The 20,671-nt window shown below is 62.8% G+C and carries 26 protein-coding genes; 17 read left to right on the top strand and 9 right to left on the bottom strand.

Annotated elements, in window-relative coordinates; genetic code table 11:
• A partial coding sequence (locus OUZ45_RS18905; RefSeq protein ID WP_266171872.1) for a hypothetical protein occupies positions 1 to 212 on the top strand: 212 nt, incomplete at its 5' end.
• 198 nt (positions 213 to 410) lie between these two features.
• Here OUZ45_RS18905 and pdxR read toward each other — a convergent pair.
• Positions 411 to 1,901, bottom strand: a complete 1,491-nt coding sequence (gene pdxR / locus OUZ45_RS18900; RefSeq protein WP_266171871.1) for a MocR-like pyridoxine biosynthesis transcription factor PdxR — start codon at positions 1,899 to 1,901, stop codon at positions 411 to 413.
• Between the two features lie 57 nt (positions 1,902 to 1,958).
• On the bottom strand, positions 1,959 to 2,579 hold the full coding sequence (locus tag OUZ45_RS18895; RefSeq protein WP_266171870.1) for a hypothetical protein: 621 nt from the start codon (positions 2,577 to 2,579) through the stop codon (positions 1,959 to 1,961).
• Between the two features lie 475 nt (positions 2,580 to 3,054).
• Between OUZ45_RS18895 and OUZ45_RS18890 the strand changes: the two genes are divergently transcribed.
• Positions 3,055 to 3,870: a creatininase family protein gene (locus OUZ45_RS18890; RefSeq protein WP_266171869.1), complete on the top strand. Its 816-nt coding sequence runs from the start codon at positions 3,055 to 3,057 to the stop codon at positions 3,868 to 3,870.
• Between the two features lie 52 nt (positions 3,871 to 3,922).
• Positions 3,923 to 5,116 carry a YncE family protein gene (locus OUZ45_RS18885; RefSeq protein ID WP_266171868.1) on the top strand — a complete coding sequence of 398 codons (1,194 nt, stop codon included), beginning with the start codon at positions 3,923 to 3,925 and terminating at the stop codon, positions 5,114 to 5,116.
• Positions 5,117 to 5,277: 161 nt separating this feature from the next.
• Here the strand turns inward: OUZ45_RS18885 and OUZ45_RS18880 are convergent, their stop codons facing one another.
• On the bottom strand, positions 5,278 to 5,550 hold the full coding sequence (locus OUZ45_RS18880; RefSeq protein ID WP_266171875.1) for a GIY-YIG nuclease family protein: 273 nt from the start codon (positions 5,548 to 5,550) through the stop codon (positions 5,278 to 5,280).
• A 97-nt stretch (positions 5,551 to 5,647) separates the two neighbouring features.
• On the opposite strand from OUZ45_RS18880, the gene OUZ45_RS18875 reads away from it, so the two are divergent.
• From OUZ45_RS18875 to OUZ45_RS18865, 3 genes are all read left to right on the top strand, one after another.
• Positions 5,648 to 5,989, top strand: a complete 342-nt coding sequence (locus tag OUZ45_RS18875; RefSeq protein ID WP_266171867.1) for a zinc ribbon domain-containing protein YjdM — start codon at positions 5,648 to 5,650, stop codon at positions 5,987 to 5,989.
• 422 nt (positions 5,990 to 6,411) lie between these two features.
• Complete coding sequence (locus tag OUZ45_RS18870) at positions 6,412 to 7,440, top strand: NADP-dependent oxidoreductase (RefSeq protein WP_266171866.1); 1,029 nt, start codon at positions 6,412 to 6,414, stop codon at positions 7,438 to 7,440.
• Positions 7,441 to 7,572: 132 nt separating this feature from the next.
• Positions 7,573 to 7,986, top strand: a complete 414-nt coding sequence (locus OUZ45_RS18865; RefSeq protein WP_266171865.1) for a hypothetical protein — start codon at positions 7,573 to 7,575, stop codon at positions 7,984 to 7,986.
• An 86-nt stretch (positions 7,987 to 8,072) separates the two neighbouring features.
• Here OUZ45_RS18865 and OUZ45_RS18860 read toward each other — a convergent pair whose 3' ends face one another.
• Positions 8,073 to 8,417 (bottom strand): hypothetical protein, encoded by a 345-nt coding sequence (locus OUZ45_RS18860; RefSeq protein WP_266171864.1) that lies wholly within the window; start codon positions 8,415 to 8,417, stop codon positions 8,073 to 8,075.
• A gap of 112 nt (positions 8,418 to 8,529) precedes the next feature.
• Between OUZ45_RS18860 and OUZ45_RS18855 the strand changes: the two genes are divergently transcribed.
• The gene (locus OUZ45_RS18855) at positions 8,530 to 9,039 is read left to right on the top strand and encodes a hypothetical protein (protein WP_266171863.1); all 510 of its coding nucleotides are present in this window, start codon (positions 8,530 to 8,532) and stop codon (positions 9,037 to 9,039) included.
• Between the two features lie 71 nt (positions 9,040 to 9,110).
• Here OUZ45_RS18855 and OUZ45_RS18850 read toward each other — a convergent pair whose 3' ends face one another.
• A complete protein-coding gene (locus OUZ45_RS18850; protein ID WP_266171862.1) occupies positions 9,111 to 9,608 on the bottom strand; it encodes a VOC family protein in 498 nt (165 codons plus the stop codon).
• Positions 9,609 to 9,852: 244 nt separating this feature from the next.
• Entirely contained in the window at positions 9,853 to 10,251 is a 399-nt protein-coding gene (locus OUZ45_RS18845) for an ExbD/TolR family protein (protein ID WP_266171861.1), read from the bottom strand.
• A gap of 189 nt (positions 10,252 to 10,440) precedes the next feature.
• Here OUZ45_RS18845 and OUZ45_RS18840 point away from each other — a divergent pair, with 189 nt between their 5' ends.
• The 5 genes from OUZ45_RS18840 (at position 10,441) to OUZ45_RS18820 (ending at position 14,147) form a co-directional block, all read left to right on the top strand.
• The gene (locus OUZ45_RS18840; RefSeq protein WP_266171860.1) at positions 10,441 to 10,695 is read left to right on the top strand and encodes a type II toxin-antitoxin system HicA family toxin; all 255 of its coding nucleotides are present in this window, start codon (positions 10,441 to 10,443) and stop codon (positions 10,693 to 10,695) included.
• The gene (locus OUZ45_RS18835; protein ID WP_266171859.1) at positions 10,692 to 11,033 is read left to right on the top strand and encodes a type II toxin-antitoxin system HicB family antitoxin; all 342 of its coding nucleotides are present in this window, start codon (positions 10,692 to 10,694) and stop codon (positions 11,031 to 11,033) included. The genes OUZ45_RS18840 and OUZ45_RS18835 overlap by 4 nt, the downstream gene beginning before the upstream one ends.
• 119 nt (positions 11,034 to 11,152) lie before the next feature.
• A complete protein-coding gene (locus tag OUZ45_RS18830) occupies positions 11,153 to 11,647 on the top strand; it encodes a cupin domain-containing protein (protein ID WP_266171858.1) in 495 nt (164 codons plus the stop codon).
• A 111-nt stretch (positions 11,648 to 11,758) separates the two neighbouring features.
• The gene (locus tag OUZ45_RS18825; protein ID WP_266171856.1) at positions 11,759 to 12,577 is read left to right on the top strand and encodes a DUF3014 domain-containing protein; all 819 of its coding nucleotides are present in this window, start codon (positions 11,759 to 11,761) and stop codon (positions 12,575 to 12,577) included.
• A gap of 358 nt (positions 12,578 to 12,935) precedes the next feature.
• The gene (locus OUZ45_RS18820) at positions 12,936 to 14,147 is read left to right on the top strand and encodes a multidrug effflux MFS transporter (RefSeq protein ID WP_266171855.1); all 1,212 of its coding nucleotides are present in this window, start codon (positions 12,936 to 12,938) and stop codon (positions 14,145 to 14,147) included.
• 27 nt (positions 14,148 to 14,174) lie between these two features.
• On the opposite strand, the gene OUZ45_RS18815 is transcribed toward OUZ45_RS18820, so the two are convergent.
• The gene (locus tag OUZ45_RS18815; protein ID WP_266171854.1) at positions 14,175 to 14,672 is read right to left on the bottom strand and encodes a hypothetical protein; all 498 of its coding nucleotides are present in this window, start codon (positions 14,670 to 14,672) and stop codon (positions 14,175 to 14,177) included.
• Between the two features lie 320 nt (positions 14,673 to 14,992).
• Here OUZ45_RS18815 and thpR point away from each other — a divergent pair, with 320 nt between their 5' ends.
• The 4 genes from thpR to OUZ45_RS18795 all read left to right on the top strand — a co-directional run bounded on the left by thpR (position 14,993) and on the right by OUZ45_RS18795 (position 17,271).
• The gene (gene thpR, locus OUZ45_RS18810; protein WP_266171853.1) at positions 14,993 to 15,607 is read left to right on the top strand and encodes an RNA 2',3'-cyclic phosphodiesterase; all 615 of its coding nucleotides are present in this window, start codon (positions 14,993 to 14,995) and stop codon (positions 15,605 to 15,607) included.
• Positions 15,608 to 15,714: 107 nt separating this feature from the next.
• Positions 15,715 to 16,149, top strand: a complete 435-nt coding sequence (locus OUZ45_RS18805) for an EF-hand domain-containing protein (RefSeq protein WP_266171852.1) — start codon at positions 15,715 to 15,717, stop codon at positions 16,147 to 16,149.
• A gap of 121 nt (positions 16,150 to 16,270) precedes the next feature.
• Positions 16,271 to 17,041, top strand: a complete 771-nt coding sequence (locus tag OUZ45_RS18800; RefSeq protein ID WP_266171851.1) for a class I SAM-dependent methyltransferase — start codon at positions 16,271 to 16,273, stop codon at positions 17,039 to 17,041.
• Positions 17,042 to 17,061: 20 nt separating this feature from the next.
• On the top strand, positions 17,062 to 17,271 hold the full coding sequence (locus tag OUZ45_RS18795; RefSeq protein ID WP_266171850.1) for an oxidoreductase-like domain-containing protein: 210 nt from the start codon (positions 17,062 to 17,064) through the stop codon (positions 17,269 to 17,271).
• A 78-nt stretch (positions 17,272 to 17,349) separates the two neighbouring features.
• Here the strand turns inward: OUZ45_RS18795 and OUZ45_RS18790 are convergent, their stop codons facing one another.
• Positions 17,350 to 18,393: an HDOD domain-containing protein gene (locus OUZ45_RS18790; RefSeq protein WP_266171849.1), complete on the bottom strand. Its 1,044-nt coding sequence runs from the start codon at positions 18,391 to 18,393 to the stop codon at positions 17,350 to 17,352.
• A gap of 218 nt (positions 18,394 to 18,611) precedes the next feature.
• Between OUZ45_RS18790 and OUZ45_RS18785 the strand changes: the two genes are divergently transcribed.
• A complete protein-coding gene (locus OUZ45_RS18785; RefSeq protein WP_266171848.1) occupies positions 18,612 to 19,607 on the top strand; it encodes an LLM class flavin-dependent oxidoreductase in 996 nt (331 codons plus the stop codon).
• Between the two features lie 134 nt (positions 19,608 to 19,741).
• On the opposite strand, the gene OUZ45_RS18780 is transcribed toward OUZ45_RS18785, so the two are convergent.
• On the bottom strand, positions 19,742 to 20,584 hold the full coding sequence (locus tag OUZ45_RS18780; RefSeq protein WP_266171874.1) for a DUF72 domain-containing protein: 843 nt from the start codon (positions 20,582 to 20,584) through the stop codon (positions 19,742 to 19,744).
• Between the last annotated feature and the right edge of the window lie 87 nt (positions 20,585 to 20,671).

The following is a 20,671-nucleotide window of genomic DNA, read 5'->3' as shown; positions in this document are numbered from 1 at the left end:
GCTGCCGCTGCCGCGTGGCGAAGCGGCTGACTGGTGGTCAGGTCAAGCCGCGCGGCAGCGGCAGCGCGCTTTCTGGATATCACCCTGTCATCTATAAAAACATGAGTAGGGCCGTTGCTGTTTGCGCGCAGCTCACCGTCACGCTACCTCGACAGACGTCCAGTCTGCTGTCGGCAGCGCAACGGCGATCTGCGCGCAAACAGCAGCGGTGACGCCTGCGTGGAATAGACCAGAGGGTCCTTAAAGCGCAAACTGGTGGCACAGCGACCACGATGGGAGAAGCAAGATGAGCAAGGGTATGGATGCAAAGAAGGGCGAGAAGAAAAAGCCCGCTAAGACCATGAAGGAAAAGAAGGCAGCCAAAGAGGAAAAGAAGCGCAACAGCAAGTAGGTGGGGCCTGCTTTTCGCTCTAGCCGCTGACTGAGACCATGGCGCGCCGCACGATCTCAAGACCCGATCGCGCGGCGTGGCGTGTGGCTCCCGCGAATCCCAATACGAGGCCGCCGCGTTCCATGGCGCCGTACTTGGAGAGCGGATGGACATCTACACCCGCGCGGGCGCATTCGGCCGCCACGGCCCGGTCATCCGTGCAGCCGTTCTTGAATAGCGCGGTGACATGCATGCCTGCCGTCGCCGGTCCGAAATCCAGCACCTCGGCCAGCGCTTTCGCCTCTTCCAGAAAGGCCCGTCGCCGTTCGTCGTAGATGGCGCGGGTTTTGCGCAGATGGTTCGCCAAGTGTCCTTCGTTGATAAAGGCCGCGAGCACGCCTTGGGTGAGCAAGGCGGTGTGGCCGTCGGCGATGTGTTTGGCGTCGACGAAGGCCTGGATGAGTGGCTCGGGCACGATGGCGTAGGCGATGCGCAGGCCCGGAAACAGGATCTTGTTGAAGCTGCCGATGTAGATGACGCGACCGCTTCCGTCCATGGCCTGCAGCGACGCTATGGGGCGGCCTTCGTAGCGGTAGTCGCCGTCGTAGTCGTCTTCGATGATGTAGCTGTCTTCTTGCTGTGCCCAGTCGAGCAGCGCTCTCCGGCGCGCGAGCGACATCTCGTAGCCCATGGGGTATTGATGCGCTGGTGTGACGTAGGCCAGGCGCGCATGCGGCTCCCGCTGTCGGCCGGCGTTTACGTCCAGACCGTGCTTGTCGACCGGCACGTGCACGACCTGCAGCCCGGCCGCCCGCAGGCAGTGTTGTACGGGTTGGTAGCCCGGCGTCTCCACCCAGGCACGGTCGCCCGGATCGGCGAGTGCCTTGCCGGCGAGTTCGACGGCTTGCTGCGTGCTGGTGACCACGATGACTTGTTCGGGCGAGCAGCAGGTGGCGCGCATCGCAGACGCGTGCGCAGCGATGGCTTCACGCAGGGCGGGCAGTCCGTTGCTGGCGCCGTAGGCCCAGTAGTCGTTGCCAGAGCGGCTGGCCTCGCGCATCAGCAGGCGATTCCACACGTCTCGCGGGAACAGATCGATGGGTGGAAGCGACGGCGTGAATGGAATGGCCGTGGCCGGCTGGTAGTGGCCGGGGTAGCTTTGCAGGGCTTTCGCGCGCTGGGATAAACGTCGTTCGGCTTCGATGGGTTGGGTGGCGGCGATGCGCTTAGGGGCTCGCGGCAACGCATCGCGTTCGGGAAGGCGCGGGGCCACGAAACTGCCGGCACCGCGCCGCCGGATGATATAGCCATCGGCAACCAGCTGCCCCAGCGCCCAATCGACCGTGTTTCTCGCCACGCCGAGATCTTTCGCGAGGGTACGGCTGGAAGGCAGGCGGGCATTCAGCGCAAGCGCGCCGCTGGCAATGGCCGTGCGGATGCGCTCGCAAATGCGAGCATAGGCAGGCTGACCCGGTCCTGCGTCGAGACCAGTCACATCCACGGAGAACACGGAGCCGGCATGTTTGGCCATCCGCGGATGTTAGGGCCCGTCTTCATCATCCGCCTAGTCCCGATTGGCGATGGAGTTCTAGCTTTTGGCGCGGGTGTGCTCGATAAACCAGTTGGTCTCCCAATGCTTGCCGCCATCCTGGGAAAACGCCTGCTCCCAATGCGCCGCATCCGGCCCCAGCCGGGTCCACAGGAACCGGACCTTGACCGGCCGGCCGTCGTCCGTGTCGTCGCCGTAGAACACGCCATGGTCACCAGTGAACCCACCTACGACCGGCGGAAACAGCACGCCGGTGCTGCTGTTGATCCAGTAGAGGGACCATTGGCGTTTCGCGCGATCGAAGACGCGCACGGTCATCCCTGACCAGCCCTTGGTGGGGAAGATGCCGTCGTCGATATTCACCACGCCGCCCAGGCGGCTTTCGCAAACGAGCGAGGCGGGAAAGGTTTCCCAGTCGTTGCTGCCGACCCAGCGCTTCTTCAGGCGCCGGTTGACGAAATTCCAGCGGCCGACGAAGAAATCGAAGTCGTGGATATCGCCCGTCGGCGGCGTGGCGCCAGGTGGGGCCCAGTTCTCCGAGGGTGTTTGGGGGACGGTGGACGCCAGGACACTGGCGATGGGCAAGAGACTCATGGCGCTGGCGCAGGTCAGTCCATCTAGCAGGACCTTTCGGCGTGTGGCGGAGATGGGCTGGCTCATGGGGGCATGCTCGGTGAAAGGGCGGGTGGAGGGTGCGCCTGATTCGGAATAGGGGGAAGAGCCACTTGGGGGGCGACGTGTGAGGCCACTTGGGTGCCCTACCACGACACACGTTGCGACAACTTGCTCCCTCCCTTGCGTGTCCCACAGGGACTACTTCGGTCGTAGCAGGGGAGGGCTGGGGTGGGGGTGAGCCCCGCAAGTTTGCGCCGTTGCCTCAAGGGCTTACCCCCTCCCGGCCTCCCCTGTTCCACGGGACTAGCTTTGCGTCGCAAGCAGGGAGAGGGGCAAAGAGCACGGGTTGCGACAACCACTCCCTCCCTTGCTTGCAACGGGAGGGGCTAGGGCTGTGTGGCGTGATGTTCATGTTTCGGGCATGCACGAAGCTGGCATCGTTGAGTAGGATGTCTGCCTTCACGGCGAAGAAACCCCTCTCCGCCAACGATCAGCAACTTATTCCTGCGAGCTTATCGAGATGATTCACCCGCTACGGCGAGCTTTCGCGTTCGCCCTTCTGCTTGTCGCCACGCAGGCAGGTTTTGCGCAGGCGCCCAAGACCGTGTTGCTGGAAGAACTTACTTGGACCGAGGTGCGCGACCAGGTCCAGGCCGGCAAGACCACCATCATCATTCCCATCGGCGGCACCGAGCAGAGCGGCCCTGGCATCGCGGTGGGCAAGCACAACGCCCGCGCGGCCTGGCTGGCGCAGAAGATCGCCGGGCAGCTTGGCAATGCGTTGGTCGCTCCGGTGATGGCCTACGTGCCGGAAGGCGCTTATGCGCCGCCGCAAAGCCATATGAAGTTTCCCGGCACCATCACCATTCCCGATGCCGCCTTTGAGCAGATATTGACGTCGGCCGCGCAGAGTTTCGCGGTGCATGGCTTCAAGAACGTGGTGTTTCTCGGCGACCATGGCGGTTACCAGAACGACGTGAAGCACGTGGTGGCGCAGCTCAACAAGACATGGGGCGGCAAGCCCGTTCATGCGCTTGCGCCGCCCGAGTATTACCAGGCCAGTTCGGATGGATACGCGCAGCTGCTGCGGCAGCGCGGCTTCCGCGACGATGAGATCGGCACGCATGCGGGCCTGGCGGATACGTCATTGCAGCTTGCGGTGGCTCCGCAAATGGTCCGGCTGGATCGGCTCAAGGCTGGGCCGAAACTAGGTGCCGCGGACGGCGTGTATGGCGGCGATCCGCGTCGCTCCAGTGCGGCGCTTGGGCAGGCGGGCATCGATGCTATCGTTGCGCAGACCGTGGATGCGATCCGCAAAGACACGGCTGGCCGCTGATTTCCCGCAGCCCTTAGATTTCACCCCCAAATTTTCGAGAACGGAATTCCCCATGATTTCATCATCCCGTTGCACGCCGCGGCTTGCTTCCCTGGCGAGTGCCGCGTTGGCAGGACTTTGCTTCACCGGTGCCGCGCTGGCAGCGTCGCCCGCCATCAAGACGGTGCCCGGCATGCCTGCCGTGTTGAACCCGGACAACATGTACAGCGAAGCACGGCTCAACAATTTCAGCCCCGCGACGAATGGGGCGCTTGAGCGCATCTACGTGCCCAATCTGCGTTCCAACGCGGTGTCGGTGATCGATCCGGCGACGTACAAAGTGGTGGATACGTTCCCGGTGGGGCGCAGCCCGCAGCACGTGGTGCCTTCGTGGGATCTGAAGACCTTGTGGGTCACAAACAATGCCGAGGGCAAGTCGGATGGCAGCCTGACGCCGATCGATCCGAAGACCGGTAAGCCGGGCAAGGCGATCGAAGTCGACGATCCATACAACATGTACTTCACGCCTGATGGCAAGGAGGCGATTGTGGTGGCTGAGGCGCACGCGCGGCTCGATTTCCGCGATGCGCACACCATGCAATTGCACTCGAGCCTGCAGGCGCCGGAGTGCAAGGGCATCAACCACGCTGACTTCGCCATCGACGGCACGTACGCCATCTTCACCTGCGAGTTCGGCGGCAAGCTGGTCAAGATCGATATGGTCAACCGCAAAGTGCTGGGCTATCTCGAGCTCGAGAAGAAGGGCATGCCGCAGGACATCCGCGTATCCCCAGACGGCAAGATTTTCTACGTGGCCGACATGATGGCGGACGGTGTCTACGTGGTGGATGGTGCCAGCTTCACCAAGATCGGCTTCATCAAGACCGGCATTGGCACGCACGGCCTGTATCCCAGCCGCGATGGCACCAAGCTGTATGTGGCCAATCGCGGTTCCAACCACGTGCATGGCGAGAGCCGCGGCAACAAGAAGGGCGTGAACAAGGGCAGTGTGTCGGTGATCGACTTCGCCTCGCGCACGGTCGTCGCCAACTGGCCGATCCCCGGCGGCGGCAGTCCGGACATGGGCAACGTCAGTGCCGATGGCAAGACGCTATGGCTATCGGGCCGCTACGACGATCTGGTCTATGCCTTCGACACCACCACGGGCGCCGTGCGCAAGATCAAGGTAGGCGCCGAGCCGCATGGGCTTGCTGTGTGGCCGCAACCTGGGCGCTTCTCGCTGGGCCACACCGGCATCATGCGCTGAACTTTTGCTTGAACCCTCTCCCCGTCGGGGCACGCGGGGAGGGGCCATGGATGGCCCCGGCTTTCCTCGCTCCTCAGAGCCGAGCACATCCTTGTGCTCTCCCCGCGTGGAGGAGCGAGGAGAGGGCAGGGTGAGGGGGCGGGTGCTCGAGCCACCGCCTCTTACGCATCCCCTTTCTCTAGATAGGCCACCTTCCGCTGCTTCGGCAGCTGCTTGATCTCCCATTCCGCGCGCGACGCAGCGGCACGGTTTTCATATGGCCGGGAACCGATCAGCCGCAATGGCGGATGCGAGCGTGTATAGCGGGCGCCGCGACCCGCGACGTGTGCTTCGTAGCGGGCGGCCAGATCGTTGGTGATGCCCGCATAGAACGAGCCATCGCGGCACTCGATCAAGTAAAGACACCACGGACGCTCATTGGCTGATTCGGTCATCGTCGACAAGGAAGGAGTGGGATGGCGATGGTAGCCAAGCCCGTCACGAAACGGGTCGCTATAATCGGCGATCCGCTTATCCCAATAGGTTCCATCGATGTCCGATATCCCCGCGTGCCCGCAGTGCGGCATGGAAAACACCTATCCCGACGGCGACAACTACGTCTGTGCGGATTGCGGTCATGAGTGGCCGATGGTTGCCGCGGCGACGACGGACGAGGGCACGGTGGTGCGCGACGTCAACGGCAACGTCCTGCATAGCGGCGACTCGGTCGTGGTGATCAAGGATCTGAAGGTGAAGGGTTCCTCCATCCCGCTCAAGCAGGGCACCGTGATCCGCAACATCCGCCTGGTGGATGGTGACGCGGAGCACATCGAAGGCAGCTCGGACAAGATCAAGGGTCTTGTGCTGAAGGTTTGTTTTCTCAAGAAGGCTTGAGAGCCACCCCTTTCAAGGTGTTTACCCCTGCCTCGTCTCCCCCGGTTACCGATTTGTGTACGGGGGAGAGGACTGAGGTGAGGAGCGGGTGCTCGCGATAACGTTTCTACTTCGTCACCCCGGTGCAGGCCGGGGGGGCAGTGGCGTATCGCTTCGATGTTGTCGAAAAGGAACCGCCATCCATGGCGGTCCCCCTGCGGGGCCTGATCGTCCAGCCTTCATCGCTGCACAGGAGGGGCAAGAGCCAAAGCAAAACCGCGCGCATCGGAAGGCCATCAGGTCCCGCCAGGTCGCGTTGAAGTGGCCTGCATCGACCCCTTTCTTTTGTCCTTTTCATAGACGACTGGTCTACTGTCGCATGGACGCATCATGCTCACTTCGACTTCTACGCCAGCCTCTAACCATCACTCGAAGGAACGGCCATGTCGCAAGTACAAAACCGCCAGATCGTGTTGAATGCGCGCCCTGTGGGTGCCCCCAAGCCGGAAGATTTCCGCATCGAAAAGCATGAGGTGCCCGAGCTGCCTGCCGGGCATGTATTGCTGCGCACGATTTACCTCTCGCTGGATCCTTACATGCGCGGACGGATGAGCGACGCTCCCTCGTATGCGCCACCGCTCGGCCTGGGCGAAGTCATGATGGGTGGCACGGTGAGCCGGGTGGAGGCTTCCAGGCATCCGTCGTTCAACGCCGGCGACCTGGTGAGCGGCTTTACCGGCTGGCAGGCCTACGCACTGTCCGACGGCAGTGATTTGAGTCTCCTCGATAGCCGTATCAACCAACCGTCGCTTGCGCTCAGCGTGCTGGGCATGCCCGGTTTCACGGCCTATCACGGCTTGCTGAATATCGGGCAGCCCAAGGCAGGCGAAACGGTGGTCGTAGCCTCCGCCAGTGGTGCTGTGGGCTCGGTAGTGGGACAGATCGCCAAGCTCAAGGGTGCACGCGCGATGGGTATTGCCGGTGGCGCGGACAAATGCCGCTACGTCGTCGAGACGCTGGGGTTCGACGCATGTATCGATCATCGTGCGCCTGACTTTGCGCAGCAGTTGGCCGCTGCGTGCCCGAATGGTATTGACGTCTATTTCGAAAATGTCGGTGGCGCGGTTTTCGAAACCGTGCTGCCGCTGCTCAACATCGGCGCGCGCGTACCGGTGTGCGGCTTGATCGCCTACTACAACGATACCCAGTTGCCGCAAGGCCCCAACTTGGTTCCGCACCTGCTGACGCAAATCCTGATTCGGCGCATCCGCGTCGAGGGCTTCATCATCCTTGACCACTTCGCCACCGGCTTCGAAAGCTTCCTGCGCGACATGAGCGGCTGGGTGGCTCAGGGCAAGGTGACGCTTCGCGAAGAGTTTGTCGATGGCCTCGAACAGGCGCCCCAGGCATTGATCGGTCTGTTGGCCGGCAAGAACTTCGGCAAGGTCGTCGTGCGCGTGAGCGAACCCTGATCCCTGCACGCAAGACTTCCTGGTGAGGGTCATCCTTATCGCCGCCCCTTCAGTAATTCCAGGGGCGGCCGATAAACGAGTAAGCGCGCAAACCGTCCTGGCTCGATAACCCCCCATCCGCCAGGACGACCCATGCGCGCAACTCATAGCGCCGCTGCCGGATACCGCCCGCCTCTCATGCACAAGCCGCACACCAGATGGTCAAGCAACCGCGTCGACTGGAGCGACCCGCACCTGGAGTCGTTGCTGAAGAAGAGCGAGGATTGGAAGATCGATAGCCGTGGCACCTACACACCGCAGGGCGTGCAGATCCATATCGGCTGGGGTGCGTCGACGGGCAAGCATGCCACGCTGGTGTGGGAGCACGATCAGGCCATGGTGCTGGTCACCGATTTTCCCCTTCCCCAGGGCGAACATGTGCGCGTGGACAAGCATCTTGGGGAAAGCGTGCGCAGCGTGTGGGGCGTGGTGGTGGAAGGGCGCGAAGGGTATCGCACGGAAGACCGGGAGAGCGGGGCGTATGTGCACTGGGTGCACGTGCGCTGACATGCTGCTGACGTAGCTGGCTGTCTGGAACGAGGCGTTGTGATTCACCGTAGAGCATACCGCCCCGCTATCGCCGTGACGGCATCTCAGGGTTTGCTGAAGCCTAAGTGCAGGACGATCTTGTCACCCGCCTTCAGGCTGGCCATGGCCGCAGGCGGGAAATGCACCTTGAGCGCCATGCCGCCAGCCGTGACGTCGACGATGCCGGTCTTGGGGTCGGTGGCCGAGACCGTTGCTGGCATGGTGTGCATGCCTTGCACGTTGGTGCGCATGTTTTCCATGCCTTGTTGGCGCGGCATGGTTCCTGTGGTGTCTTGGTCGCGTGCCGCCGCCGGCGGTTGGTTGTATTGCGCCATGGCCAGGCCGCTGATCGCCAGCGCGAGGGCCAGCGCGCCGAGCATGCGTGTGCGTGGTTGGTGTGCCGTACTCATGGCTATCTCCGATAAGGGTTGCCAGGTGCAACATCGGGAGACTGCGCCGAGGGGCGTGTAGATGAGTTGATAGAGGGGTTAAGGCTGCTGTTTGCGGAGCCCCCTCAGCGCGATGTCCTGCCTGATCGAGCTGGCTCATTCAGCCGTGGTGTTCGCGAGGTCTGCACAATCCGGCGTAGATCATGTGATCGACCACCAACCGCCGCATGGGAATGTTGCCCGCGGCACCTGCCTGACGGGTACCTTAATGCCCTTTTTTAAACCGCCATCGAAATGGTCGGCCAATACTGTCGATTGGACTGATCCGGACCTGAAGGCGCTGCTGCACCGGTCCGAAAGCTGGACGCTGGACAATCGCGGCACGTTTTCGCCGCAGAGCGTACAGATTCACATCGGCTGGGGCGCTGGCGGTGGCAGGCCGGCCATGCTGGTGTGGGAGCGTGATCAGGCGCTGGTACTCGAAACGGATTTCCCTATTCCCGATAACGAGCCTGTGCGAATCGATCGGCTCACGCCCGCCGGTCTGCGCTGCCTATGGGGCACCGTGGTGGAGGGGCGCGAAGGCTTTCGCGCGGAAGACAAGGCGAATGGCATCTACGTGCACTGGGTGCACGTGCGCTGATCCACGCTGCCGGCCGATGAGGGCTGATCACGACGCACCGTACGGCATAGCCGTAGCGGTGCGCCGCCACATCAGGCCGCGGCTTGTTGCAGCGCGTGCAGATCGATCTTCTTCATCTGCATGAGTGCCGCCATGGCTTTCTGCGCCTTGGTCCGGTCGGGGTGGCTCAGCAGCTCGATCATCTGGTCCGGCACCACCTGCCAGGACACGCCGTAGCGATCCTTCAGCCAGCCGCATTGCTGCGAACGCTCATCGCCGCCTTCTGAAAGTTGTTTCCAGTAGCGATCCACTTCCGCTTGGGAACGGCAGTGGACCACCAGCGACATGGCTTCGTTGAACTTGAAAACCGGGCCGCCGTTCAACGCGGTGAAGTCCTGTCCGTCGAGCTGGAAGCCGACCGTCATGGCCGACCCTTCCGGCCTGCCGGTCGCCTGCGCGGCTTCCTTGCCGTAGCGGGTGGTGGTGGTGATTTTCGAGTTCTCGAAAATGGAGACATAGAACTTCGCGGCTTCCTCGGCCTCGTCGGCGAACCACAGGAAGGGGGTGATGCGCTGGAATCGGGTAGTCATCGCGTGTTTCCTCGTTGTGTCGGGCCTATCTGGACAGATCGCCGGCAGTCCGCATGGTCAGGCGGCGATTGGGGCGCTCCCAGCAGTGCGACGAACGGGGCTGCCCGGATTCGACATGCATGTGGTGGTGGATCGGGTCGCGGAGGCTCGCAGACTTCCTGCCTTTGTCGCGTGAACGCCGAGTGCAGAAAGTACTGAAGGGGCGGCGCCCCTTCAGTGTGTTGCGGAGCCGAAAACTAGGGCATCAGTGGCTGGCTGCGAAGTCGATCCGGGTCAGGCCCTGCATCTTCGCGTCGGCGAGCACCCGGGCCACCGCCTCGTAAGCTGCGCCATCCGCAGCGTCGATACTCAGGCTTGGCGGGACGGCTTGTTGCCCGGCAATAGTCAGCTGGGTTTTCAGTTGCGCTTCGTCTACTGGGGTGTCGTTCCAATACAGCGAGCCGTCCGATTGGATAGTCAACCGAATAGGTTCGGAGGTGTCCACGACCGCCTTTCCGGGTTGCGGCAGATCGATCTTCGTTTTGTGCGTAATCACTGGGGCCGTGATCATGAAGATGATCAATAGCACCAGCAGTACATCGACCAGCGGTGTGACGTTGATACTCGAAATGGCACTGCTTTCGACACGTGCAGAGAAAGCCATGTTCTTCCTCCTGGGCGAACGCAACGATGGGGACAACGGGGATGCCGCAGCCGAAAGGGGGAGGCGGCGAGGTCAGATTACTACCTTGCGCTGGCTATATTCGCCAGTAACCAGGAGGCAGAAGATCAGCAGCAGGATCCGCTGCGCCTGATTGGATTGCGTGGTACTAAAAACTGGTACTATGCGGCCATGAAGCGAAAGCACGCCAAGACCTTAGAGGCCATCTATGCCCGACCGGTGTCGGGCAATATCCAGTGGCGCGATATCGAGGCGCTGTTTGTGGAGCTGGGCGCCACCATCACCGAGCGCGAGGGTTCGCGCATCGCGGTGGTGCTGTTCGGTCAGGTGCAGGTGTATCACCGGCCACACCCAGCCCCCGATACCGATAAGGGAGCGGTGGCAAGTGTTCGCAAATGGCTAGAAAGCAATGGAGTCAAACCATGATCAACATCATGACCATCAACAACTATCGCGCCGTCATCACGTTCGACCCGGACATGGAGATGTTTCGCGGCGAGTTCCTGGGCCTCAACGGTGGCGCGGACTTCTATGCATCCACAGTCAAGGGCCTGCATACCGAGGGCGCCAAGTCGCTGCGTGTCTTTTTGGACGTGTGTGCAGAGAATGGCATCGAGCCGATGAAGTCCTTCTCGGGTAAGTTCAACGCGCGTATTTCCCCCGAGCTACATTTGCGAGCAGCGGAGTTGGCGGCAGCGAAAGGTGTAAGCCTGAATGATGTCGTCGCGGAAGCTATCGAACATGAAATCAATGCCTGCGCCTAATCGGCTGACTTCTCCTACACCCTTTGGCTAGCTGAAACGCCCATGTCGCCGGCGTAGGTTCGGTCAGTCTGGTTTGTTCGGCGTTGTATCGCACCATTTACGCGGTACCGGAGTACGTCATGACCAAGATGCCTGTGATGTTGTTGATGGGGTTGCTGCCGCTTGCGCTGCACGCGGCTTCGCCAGGCAGTGTCGATAAAACCGGTATGCCGGTGCCTAAAATGGCCACGGCGCCTGGATCCCAGGTCATGCTGGAGGAGGGTGAACTGCAATGGGCGCCTTCGCCGATGGGTGGCAGCAAAGGTTCGCAGTGGACGGTATTGCTGGGCGATCCGGACAAGCCGGGTGTCGTGGTAATCCGCGTGAAGAACCCTGCAGGCTACAAGCTGCCGATGCACTGGCACTCGATGGAAGAGCAGGTCACGGTGCTGGAGGGCGACCTGACGCTGCGCACCGAGAAAGGCACTCGGACGCTGGGCCCGGGCGGCTTCTTCTCGATGCCGGCGAAGATGCCCCACGAGACGAGCACCGTGCATGGCGTCACCGTGCAGATCAACGAAGTCGGTCCGACGGATATTCACTTCGTGAATCCCGCAGACGATCCCGGCAAGTAGGCGGGAGTAGCGCTTGCTGCACCATCAGCACTTAGGGTTTTACTGCATGGACGTGAACCATCCGGGCAAGCTCCAGTCATAAAGAGACTGGCAAGGCGTGAGGATGGTGCAGTGAAAAGTCGGCAGTCTTCGTTCGGTCCATGGATGGTGGCGGTGATCGTAGTGGCCGCGGCGGTCGCCGCGGGTGTCTTTATTTGGCGCAAGGGTTTGCACGGCGTAGAGCAGCCGCCCGCGCCCACGCTGGTATCGACGACAGCAGCGCCGTCCACATCATCGTCCGTCATCCAGCATCCGATCAGCGAGGCCGCGCCTGCGCCCGCTTCCACAGCGCCGCTGCCTTCGCTCGAGGGCAGCGATGCCACCGTGGCCGACGCATTGACGCAACTCGGTGGCGATGGTCTGGCGGGATTGTTGCTGCGCGAACAGATCATCCCGCGCATCGTGGCCACCGTGGATGCGTTGCCGAGCCGAGGCGTGGCAACGCACATTCTGCCGCTGCATACCCCGCAGGGTGCGTTCGCCGTGAACCCGGCCGACGGCCGCGCGACGTTGGCGCAACGCAACGCCGAACGCTATGCGCCCTACATGCGTGTGGTGGAGCAGGTGGATGCCGGCAAGGCGGTGGCTTGGTATGTGCGTTACTACCCGCTGTTTCAGCAGGCGTATCGCGATCTCGGCTATCCGCATGGGTATTTCAACGATCGTCTGGTGGCCGCGATCGACAACATGCTGGCGACGCCTCAAGTGAGCGCGCCGGTGGAGCTGGTGCGCACCGATACTTACTACCTGTTTGCGGATCCGTCGCTGCAATCGCTATCGGCCGGGCAGAAGCTGCTATTGCGCATGGGGCCGGAAAACGCGGCGAAGCTCAAGGCGAAGTTGCGCGAGATTCGGACGGCGCTGGTCAGCCATTCCCCCTTGCGCGGTTGAGTTCTCCATACCTGTTGAGCGGTTGGTAGGAGCGCACCCTGTGCGCGAAGGCCCTGCGCAGCAGGGCTGATGTTGCGCGGAGCGCGGCCCTTGCGGGCCGTTTCACTCGGGCCATCCATGGCCCCAGCCCTACGGGCGGCTTACGCCGTGCAAACCGGCAGTCCTGCCGGTTTGTCGCGCACAGGGTGCGCTCCTACGGCGGTGGGCCATGGGGCGGGAATACTTGTATTTTCATACTTGTTAGTTTAATAATTCACGCCTCCCGCCGAATCCCCCGTGCATGTAGCGCCTGTGGATGTTCGGCCGAGCCGGTCGGCATCCCCCCGTTTCGGCTTTCGCAATCTAAGGACATTCACTCATGACATCCCGGCTTTTAGGGGCGGCGCTCGTTCTTGGTCTGCTTTCGGCGATTGGGCCGTTTGCGATCGACATGTATCTGCCGGCGCTGCCCACCATCAAAGAGAGTCTGCATACCGATGTGGATATGGTGCAGATGAGCCTGATGGCGTTCTTCATTTCGCTGGGCATCGGGCAGTTGGTGTATGGACCGCTGTCCGACATGGTGGGGCGCAAGCCGCCGATCTATTTTGGCCTTGTGGTGTTCGCGCTGGGCAGCGTGGGTTGTGCGCTGGCACCGGATATCCACACCCTGATCGCGTTCCGTTTTGTGCAGGGTCTGGGCGCCTGTGCCGGCATGGTGGTGCCACGTGCGATCGTGCGCGATATGCACACCGGGCACGACGCGGCGCGATTGATGTCGCTGCTGATGCTGGTGTTCAGCGTGTCGCCGATTCTCGCGCCGCTGACCGGCAGTCTGGTGATCCGCTTGGCGAGCTGGCGCGGAATTTTCTGGACGGTGACGGGCGCGGCGGTGTTCGGTGTGATTCTGGCGTCGACGGTGTTGAAGGAAACGCGCCCGCGTGAAATGCGTGTCGCCAGCAATGTACGCACAGCGCTGGATGCCTATGTCACCTTGCTGAAGGATCGTCATTACCTGGGCCTGGTGTTCATCTGCTCCTTCGGCGTGGCCAGCTTCTTTGCTTACCTGGCGAATTCATCCTTTGTGTTGATCGATCACTATGGCTTGTCGCCGACGCTCTATAGCGTGGCGTTTTCGATCAACGCCGTGTCCTTCATCGGTGCCGCGCAATTCACCGGCAAGCTCGGCGCGCGCTATGGCTTGTCACGGTTGGTTCGCACCGCCGTCGTCGGATATGCGGTGACCATGGTGGCGTTGTTGCTGCTCAATCTGGCGGGTATCAACCAGCTTGGCGTGTTGATGGCCTTGCTGTTCGTCGGCTATGGCTTTCTTGGCCTGGTCATTCCGAGCTCGGCTGTGCTCGCATTGGAAGAGCACGGCAAGATCGCCGGTACGGCATCTGCCTTACTGGGCACCATGCAGTTCGTCACCGGCGCCTGTGTGATTGCGGTGATCGGACGCTTCATCGACAGTACGGCGCGCCCGATGGTGGCGGGTATCGCTGTGTGTTCAGTGGTGGCCCTGGTGCTGGCGCAAAAAACGCTGCGCGATAAGCGCTATCTCGTTGCAGAGAGCGCCGCCGCCGATTGATCGACGGGTGGCGGCTGGAGCCATCGATCAGGTCAGCACGGTGTGCGCGTGGAACGGCAGCATGGTGGCCCCGGTGCGCGCGACGGCGGGTTCGGCGCGTTCGAGTTTGTCCTTGCTGGCGTCGATGACGACGAGGATGTGTCCGGCGTCGAGTTCGCCTTTGAATTTGCGGTGGATGATGTCGGGCACCTCGGAGCCGATCAGTGCCCCCGTCCAGCAGCCCACGGCGGCGCCGGCAAGGGCGATGGCACCCGCGCCGGCCAGGGTCACGCCCAGCGGTGGAATGGCGACGGCGACGAGACCGAGCAGCAACCCGGTGCCGCCACCACAGGCCACGCCGCGGATGGCGGAGGGCGCAAAGTCGGTGCGGCCCGTCATCAGGTGATCGGGAATCTTCTCCAGCTCGATGTCATCGCGGGCGACCAGCGAGATGTCGTAATCGTCGACGCCGGCATCGCGTGCGGCCTGCATGGCGACGCGCGCGGCATCGAGGTCGTTGGTGCTGAAGATGCAACGGGTTTTCATGGCGGCCTCCCACCGTTTCGGTGTGGCATACCTCGCGTACGGCTGCGCCGGCTGGCGGGGCGCGATTGGTTATACGGCGACTTTTACGACCACTTTCACGGCAACATCTTTTTCCCGTGGCTGTAACGACTGCGTGACCTAGTTGTTAATGGGCGGAACCGGGTGGTTGGTTCATTGCCAGGTCGGTGGCTCACTTCCGGCAGGCTCTGCTAACTTGTCCTTGCGCAAGCCTGCTCTGCCTTTCCGCATGTCGGCATGGCCGTCGGGTGGAAGGAAGCGTAGTCTCCAGCCGGTTAAGCCGAGATGGATTTACCCGTTTGATGATGACCGCACGACGCTCCCCCAGCGACTCTCCACAGCTTGACCTGCTCGGCGGCGATCATGCTGCGCCGGTCGAGTTGCACCGCCTGTTCTTTGCATTGATGCCGGACGATGCGACCCGCGCGCAATTGCAGCAGGCGGCCGTTGCCTTGAAAGCCCAGCAGGCGTCCCTGCGCGCACGCTGGATCGATCCAGCGCGCTACCACGCCACACTGCACTTTCTGGGCGACCATCCGATGCTGCGTCAGGACATCGTCGAGGCCGCCAAAGTCGCCGGTGATGCACTGCGCGCCGTGCCGTTCGACTGGGTGCTGGACTTCGCCGCCAGCTTCCATGGCCGCGAGCCGCCCTGCGTGCTGCGCGGCTCGATCGTGCCCGAACCCATGCCGCAGTTATGGCAGCGCCTGCGCGAGGCCCTGATCCGGGCCGGGCAGGGCGGGCATATGGAGCGCACGTTCACACCGCATGTCACCGTAGCCTACAGTCGCGGCGGCATGCTGGAAACCACGCCCATCGAGCCCGTGCATTGGCGGGTGGATCGGTTGGCACTGATCCATAGCGTGGTGGGGCGCGGGGAATATCAGACGTTGTACAGCTGGGTGTTGGTGGGCTAGACGTCTTTGTCAAACGCTGCCGGAGGACCCTTGCGGCCCACCCTCGACTGAATTACAACGCTTCGCTAGCAGATTGGGTTCATTGGTCCAATCGAAGAGGGGAGTACATGGAAAGGTATAAATCCGTTGTAGGGATGGCCGCTGCGTTGTTGTTGGCAACGGCATGGGCAGGGGGCGTCACGGCGCAGGATGCAGCGGCCAAGGCGGAAGCGCCAAAGGCGGAATCCAAGCCTTCGCTGGCGTTCGAGGACGTGGATACCAACCACGATGGCTTCATCAGCCGTTCCGAAGTGCCAAAGTCGTTGAACGACCTGCGCGCGCACTTCGATCAGTACGATCAGAACCACGATCACCGCCTGTCCAAGGAAGAGTACATGGCGGCGCTGGCATCGCTGGACGCTCAGGCCTGTAAGGGCGACCAGAACATGGCCACCGCGAAATGCAATCTGGGGACGGTGGATAACGGCGCTATGCAACGTCAGTCCTTCCAGAACATCCCGGTGCGGAATGCACCGCCACCGCCGGCACCCAGAAACAAGTAGGTCGCGTAACACCGAATCCGGGTCATTGCACGGTCCGGATTCGGGATGTCCAAGGTCATGCCGCCGGATGCCGATTTTGGGCGCACAATGCCGCTCCCACCCACCAGCAACGGAGTCCGTTATGCGTGCGACCGTTCTTGCAGTGCTGATTGCCCTTGCGCTTCCCGCCGCCACGTTGGCCCAGCCGTCTCCCGCGCCAGGCGCATCGCCAGCGCCCTATGTGACCGCTGCCGTCAACGACCCCGCGCGCAAGGATGATGTCGCCAACGACGCGCGGCGCAAGGTTGCCGACGTGATGGCGTTCGCCGAAGTGAAGCCGGGGCAGAAGGTGTTGGAGTTGATCCCAGGCAGTGGTTATTTCACGCGTGTGTTCAGCGCCATCGTGGGGCCGAGGGGCCAGGTTTACGCGGTATGGCCGAACGAATATGCCAAGGAGTCCGAGTCTGACGTGGCCGGTTCGAAGGCGCTGGTGGCGCAGCCGCATTACGCCAATGTCAGTGTGCTGATCCAGCCGGCCAATCAGTTGAGCGTGCCGCAGCAAGTGGACGTGGTGTTCACCTCGCAGAATTACCACGACTACCCGGACAAGTTCATGGGCAAGGTAGATCCAGCGGTGCTCAATAAACAGGTGTTCGCGGCGCTCCGCCCCGGTGGCCTGTACGTCATCATCGATCACGTCGCCGAGGCGGGCTCAGGCTTGCGCGACACGGATACGCTGCATCGCATCGATCCGGCTATCGTGAAGAAGGAAGTGGAGGCTGCAGGCTTCGTATTCGATGGCGAGAGCAGCGTGCTGCGCAATCCGGCCGATCCACACAACATCAAGGTGTTCGATAAGTCGATACGCGGTCACACCGACCAGTTTGCGTATCGCTTCCGCAAGCCGGGCTGATCTGCAAACGGGCTGACGTTTTGGTAGACGAGAACGACAGTACGAAGCTGGAAGGTGCGGCTGCACCTTCCAGCGATCCACGGCCAGTACGTCCGATCGAGCCGGATGCCGCGGACTGCTGCGGCGAGGGCTGCGTGCCCTGCATCTACGACCTCTACGAAGAAGCGCTGGAGCGCTACAAAGTCGAACTGGCCGCGTGGCTGGCACGCCATCCCGAGGCCAGCGGGTAGGAGCGAACCCTGTGCGCGATAGGGGGGCGAAGTGCTGATGAGGCAAGGTCGCCCACAGGGTGGGCTCCTACAGGGGCTCTATGCCGAGTAGCGGGATGCGCTTGCGTTGTCGAACTGATGCTGCAAATCCTGCTGGCAACGCGCCACTTGGGCAGGTGCGAAACGTTCGGGCCAGGCCTGGCTGAGGTCGGGGCAACCATCGATCACGCGGTGGTCGCTGAGCAACTGTGCCATCGCCAGGACATGGGCGGCGTGCAGCGTCTTGCCTAGCGGCGAAAGGGCCGCTTGTGCATCGGTCTGTGCGTACTCCGACAGTGCCTGGATCACGTTCGGTGGCAACTCCCAATGTTTGGCGGCCCGCAGGGTGAGCCGCGCGGCGAGCTGCTCGCAGCCATCGAGAAATGCCGCGCTGAGGAGTTCGGGCGAGGTCACTTCTTCCATGTCCAGCAAGTGGATCATGGCGCCGGTGCCGGTGTTGCAAACGATGCCTGCCAGATATGCCTCGAACAGATCGCAGCCGGCGTACTTGCCGAGGAAGGCACTGGCATGCGCGCAGCGCTCCGCGTGATCCCACAGGCGCTGCCCTGCCACCAGGCCGCGCGCGCCGGCACTGGCCTGGAGAATGGGTTTCATCATGTGCTGGGTGGCCACGCGCCGCAGCCCGTCCTGGCCAAGCAGCACTACGGCGTGTTGCAAGCTCTGGATGGAATGCAAGGTGCGGTAGTAGATGCTACGACTCACCCGCATCACTTCGCCCACCAGCATCGGGTCGCGTCCGACCAGTCGGGCCAGTTCGGCGCCGGCAACATTGTCGTTTTTCAGCGCGTGCAGCAGTTGAGGCAGCACGGCGGGCAGGCGCGGCAAGCCGCGCACGTCGAAGCGTTCGCTGACCATTTGCAGGCGCCGCAACAACCCCAGTTCGCCGGGATGGGGCGCGCTACTCGCCGCATCGGGAAGGCCCAGCATGAAACGCTGATAGCGTTCCGCCAGGTGCTCGAGCTGAGGCTCGGCCGCGTTCGCTGCCCGGGGCGTCTGAGCTTCCGGCAGGCTGTGCATGACCGCGCGCGGACGTCGCTCCGGCGTGGGCCGGCTGGCGAAAAATTGTCGCCATAGCCAATTCATTGTCTGTGCTATCCCCATGACCGCGCGGACACGGTCTCCCCAAAGGGTTATCGGCAGGGTAAGCGGAAAATGTAGAGGTGTCCGGCGACAGGCCCTGGAGCCTTCTCAAGGTTGCCAAATACGGCACGTTTGACGGTGATGCCGGAGGTTTTCCGCGAACGACTTGGCAGGGGCTGGGCATGCCCCCAGATCGAAGGCTTCGTCACTGAGGACGTCGCATGATTCCGTTTTCTGTACTCGATCTCGCACCGGTTACCCAGGGCAGCACGCCGACGCAGGCATTCGCCAACAGCCTGGACCTGGCGCGACTGGCCGAACGTCTGGGCTACCGCCGCTATTGGCTGGCCGAGCATCACAACATGCCGGGCATCGCCAGCGCGGCCACGGCCGTGTTGATCGGTCATGTAGCGGGTGGCACCTCCACCATCCGTGTCGGTGCAGGCGGCATCATGCTGCCCAATCACGCGCCGCTGCAGGTGGCCGAGCAGTTCGGCACGTTGGCATCGCTCTATCCCGGGCGCATCGATCTGGGGCTGGGTCGCGCGCCGGGTACTGACCAGGCGACGGCCCGCGCGCTACGACGCTATTACGATGGCGCCGAGACCTTCCCCGATGATGTGCTTGAGCTGCTGGCGTACTTCGAGCCTGCGGCGCCGGGCCAGCCTGTGCGCGCGGTGCCGGGTGCTGGTGTGGACGTGCCGGTGTGGCTGCTCGGCTCCAGCCTGTTCAGTGCGCGCCTGTCGGCGGCACTCGGTCTGCCGTTCGCGTTTGCTTCGCACTTTGCACCGGATGCGATGGATGAGGCGCTCGCGCTCTACCGCCGCGACTTCAAGCCTTCCGCGCGGTTGGACCAGCCGCACGCGATGCTTGGTGTGAACGTGGTCGCTGCGGAAAGCGATGGCGAAGCGAGGCGTTTGTTCACCACCCAGCAGCAGAGCTTCATCAACCTGCGCCGCGGCCAGCCCGGCTTGATCCCGCCACCCATCGACGATATCGAGACGTATTGGACGCCTACCGAGAAGTTTGGTGTGGAGCGCGCGCTAGCCTGCGCGGTGGTGGGCGACGCCGGCACCGTGCGCGAGGGGCTGGCTGCGTTCATCGAACGGCATCGCCCGGATGAGCTGATGATCACAGCGAACGTGTTCGATCACGAGGCGCGCAAGCGCTCGTTCGAGATCGCGGCGCGGGTGCGTGAAGAGCTCATCAGTGCGTAATGCCTTAGCTCCCTCTCCCTTTCGGGGAGAGGGGTGGGGTGAGGGGCGGGTGCTCGGTTCAACGCGGCTACCACTCGTCATTCCGGCCCAGGCCGGAATGACGAGCAAAAAAGTGCGTCGCCTAATCCACACCTTCAGTCCTTCGCATTCACCCGCTGCTGCAACGCCATCGCCGCCGCCGGGTTTCGATGCTTGGCCGCACTGATGAAGAACACGAACACATCGCGCGGCGCACCGGTAGCGAGTGGCGCCGCCACATGCGGCAACTCCACCACGTCTCCGCCCGCGGACCACTGCCGTGCGCGATCGGCCCATTGGTCGAGCGCTTCCGCGGCATACCCCGTGGCGACGCCGTCCTCGCTGCGCATCAGGCGTGCATAGCTGAAGTTGCCCGTGAGATCGGCCAGCGAAGGGTAATCGGGAGAGTCCGTAAATACGGTGGGAATGCCATGCGGACGTACCAGCGCCACATAGCTCTCGCTGAGAAAGCTGGGATGCCGCACTTCCAGCACGTGCCGCAACGGACGTCCATTCAATTCGCGCGGCAACAAGTCGAGGAAGGCTGCGAGATCGTCGGCATCGAAGGGGCGTGACGGCGGCAGCTGCCACAGGATCGGGCCTAGCCGATCGCCCATCTCGGCTAGGCCGCCGTGCACGAAGCCGCTGACGCCTTTACCGGTGGTCGCTAGCCGCTTGCCTTCGGTGACATAGCGCGGTGCCTTGAGCGAGAACACGAAGCTGGCTGGTGTTTCGGCCGCCCAGCGTGCGTAGGTTTCGGCTTTCTGTGCACCGTAGTAGGTGCCGTTGATCTCGATGGCACGCAGGTGCTGGCTGGCGTATTCCAGCTCGCGGCGTTGCGGCAGGCCGTCGGGATAGAAGTTCTTGCGCCAGGGCGCGTAGTTCCAGCCGCCGATGCCGACGCGGATGTGCGGAGTGCCGTCGTGGCCGGCCGGCGGAGCGGCGAACAGATCGTCGATAGGCATCGTGGTGGGCCAGCGTGATGGGCTAGTGATAGTGGCCCGTCATGATGCCATGAGGCGGCGCGATGGCGGCGATGCATGACT

Origin of the sequence: Dyella subtropica, assembly GCF_026283965.1 — a bacterium.
Taxonomy (GTDB): Bacteria; Pseudomonadota; Gammaproteobacteria; order Xanthomonadales; family Rhodanobacteraceae; genus Dyella_D; species Dyella_D subtropica.
Note: the sequence above shows the minus strand (reverse complement) of the source record. Positions and strands in the feature narration are given on the sequence as shown.

Coding starts and splice junctions, on each gene's coding strand:
- OUZ45_RS18880 (WP_266171875.1), bottom strand. CDS start 5,550: ATGACCGAATCAGCCAATGAGCGTCCGTGGTGTCTTTACTTGATCGAG.
- OUZ45_RS18890 (WP_266171869.1), top strand. CDS start 3,055: ATGATTCACCCGCTACGGCGAGCTTTCGCGTTCGCCCTTCTGCTTGTC.
- thpR (WP_266171853.1), top strand. CDS start 14,993: ATGATGACCGCACGACGCTCCCCCAGCGACTCTCCACAGCTTGACCTG.
- pdxR (WP_266171871.1), bottom strand. CDS start 1,901: ATGGCCAAACATGCCGGCTCCGTGTTCTCCGTGGATGTGACTGGTCTC.
- OUZ45_RS18790 (WP_266171849.1), bottom strand. CDS start 18,393: ATGAATTGGCTATGGCGACAATTTTTCGCCAGCCGGCCCACGCCGGAG.
- OUZ45_RS18785 (WP_266171848.1), top strand. CDS start 18,612: ATGATTCCGTTTTCTGTACTCGATCTCGCACCGGTTACCCAGGGCAGC.
- OUZ45_RS18840 (WP_266171860.1), top strand. CDS start 10,441: ATGAAGCGAAAGCACGCCAAGACCTTAGAGGCCATCTATGCCCGACCG.
- OUZ45_RS18850 (WP_266171862.1), bottom strand. CDS start 9,608: ATGACTACCCGATTCCAGCGCATCACCCCCTTCCTGTGGTTCGCCGAC.
- OUZ45_RS18870 (WP_266171866.1), top strand. CDS start 6,412: ATGTCGCAAGTACAAAACCGCCAGATCGTGTTGAATGCGCGCCCTGTG.
- OUZ45_RS18855 (WP_266171863.1), top strand. CDS start 8,530: ATGTCCTGCCTGATCGAGCTGGCTCATTCAGCCGTGGTGTTCGCGAGG.
- OUZ45_RS18800 (WP_266171851.1), top strand. CDS start 16,271: ATGCGTGCGACCGTTCTTGCAGTGCTGATTGCCCTTGCGCTTCCCGCC.
- OUZ45_RS18895 (WP_266171870.1), bottom strand. CDS start 2,579: ATGAGCCAGCCCATCTCCGCCACACGCCGAAAGGTCCTGCTAGATGGA.
- OUZ45_RS18815 (WP_266171854.1), bottom strand. CDS start 14,672: ATGAAAACCCGTTGCATCTTCAGCACCAACGACCTCGATGCCGCGCGC.
- OUZ45_RS18820 (WP_266171855.1), top strand. CDS start 12,936: ATGACATCCCGGCTTTTAGGGGCGGCGCTCGTTCTTGGTCTGCTTTCG.
- OUZ45_RS18805 (WP_266171852.1), top strand. CDS start 15,715: ATGGAAAGGTATAAATCCGTTGTAGGGATGGCCGCTGCGTTGTTGTTG.
- OUZ45_RS18865 (WP_266171865.1), top strand. CDS start 7,573: ATGCGCGCAACTCATAGCGCCGCTGCCGGATACCGCCCGCCTCTCATG.
- OUZ45_RS18845 (WP_266171861.1), bottom strand. CDS start 10,251: ATGGCTTTCTCTGCACGTGTCGAAAGCAGTGCCATTTCGAGTATCAAC.
- OUZ45_RS18835 (WP_266171859.1), top strand. CDS start 10,692: ATGATCAACATCATGACCATCAACAACTATCGCGCCGTCATCACGTTC.
- OUZ45_RS18875 (WP_266171867.1), top strand. CDS start 5,648: ATGTCCGATATCCCCGCGTGCCCGCAGTGCGGCATGGAAAACACCTAT.
- OUZ45_RS18830 (WP_266171858.1), top strand. CDS start 11,153: ATGACCAAGATGCCTGTGATGTTGTTGATGGGGTTGCTGCCGCTTGCG.
- OUZ45_RS18885 (WP_266171868.1), top strand. CDS start 3,923: ATGATTTCATCATCCCGTTGCACGCCGCGGCTTGCTTCCCTGGCGAGT.
- OUZ45_RS18860 (WP_266171864.1), bottom strand. CDS start 8,417: ATGAGTACGGCACACCAACCACGCACACGCATGCTCGGCGCGCTGGCC.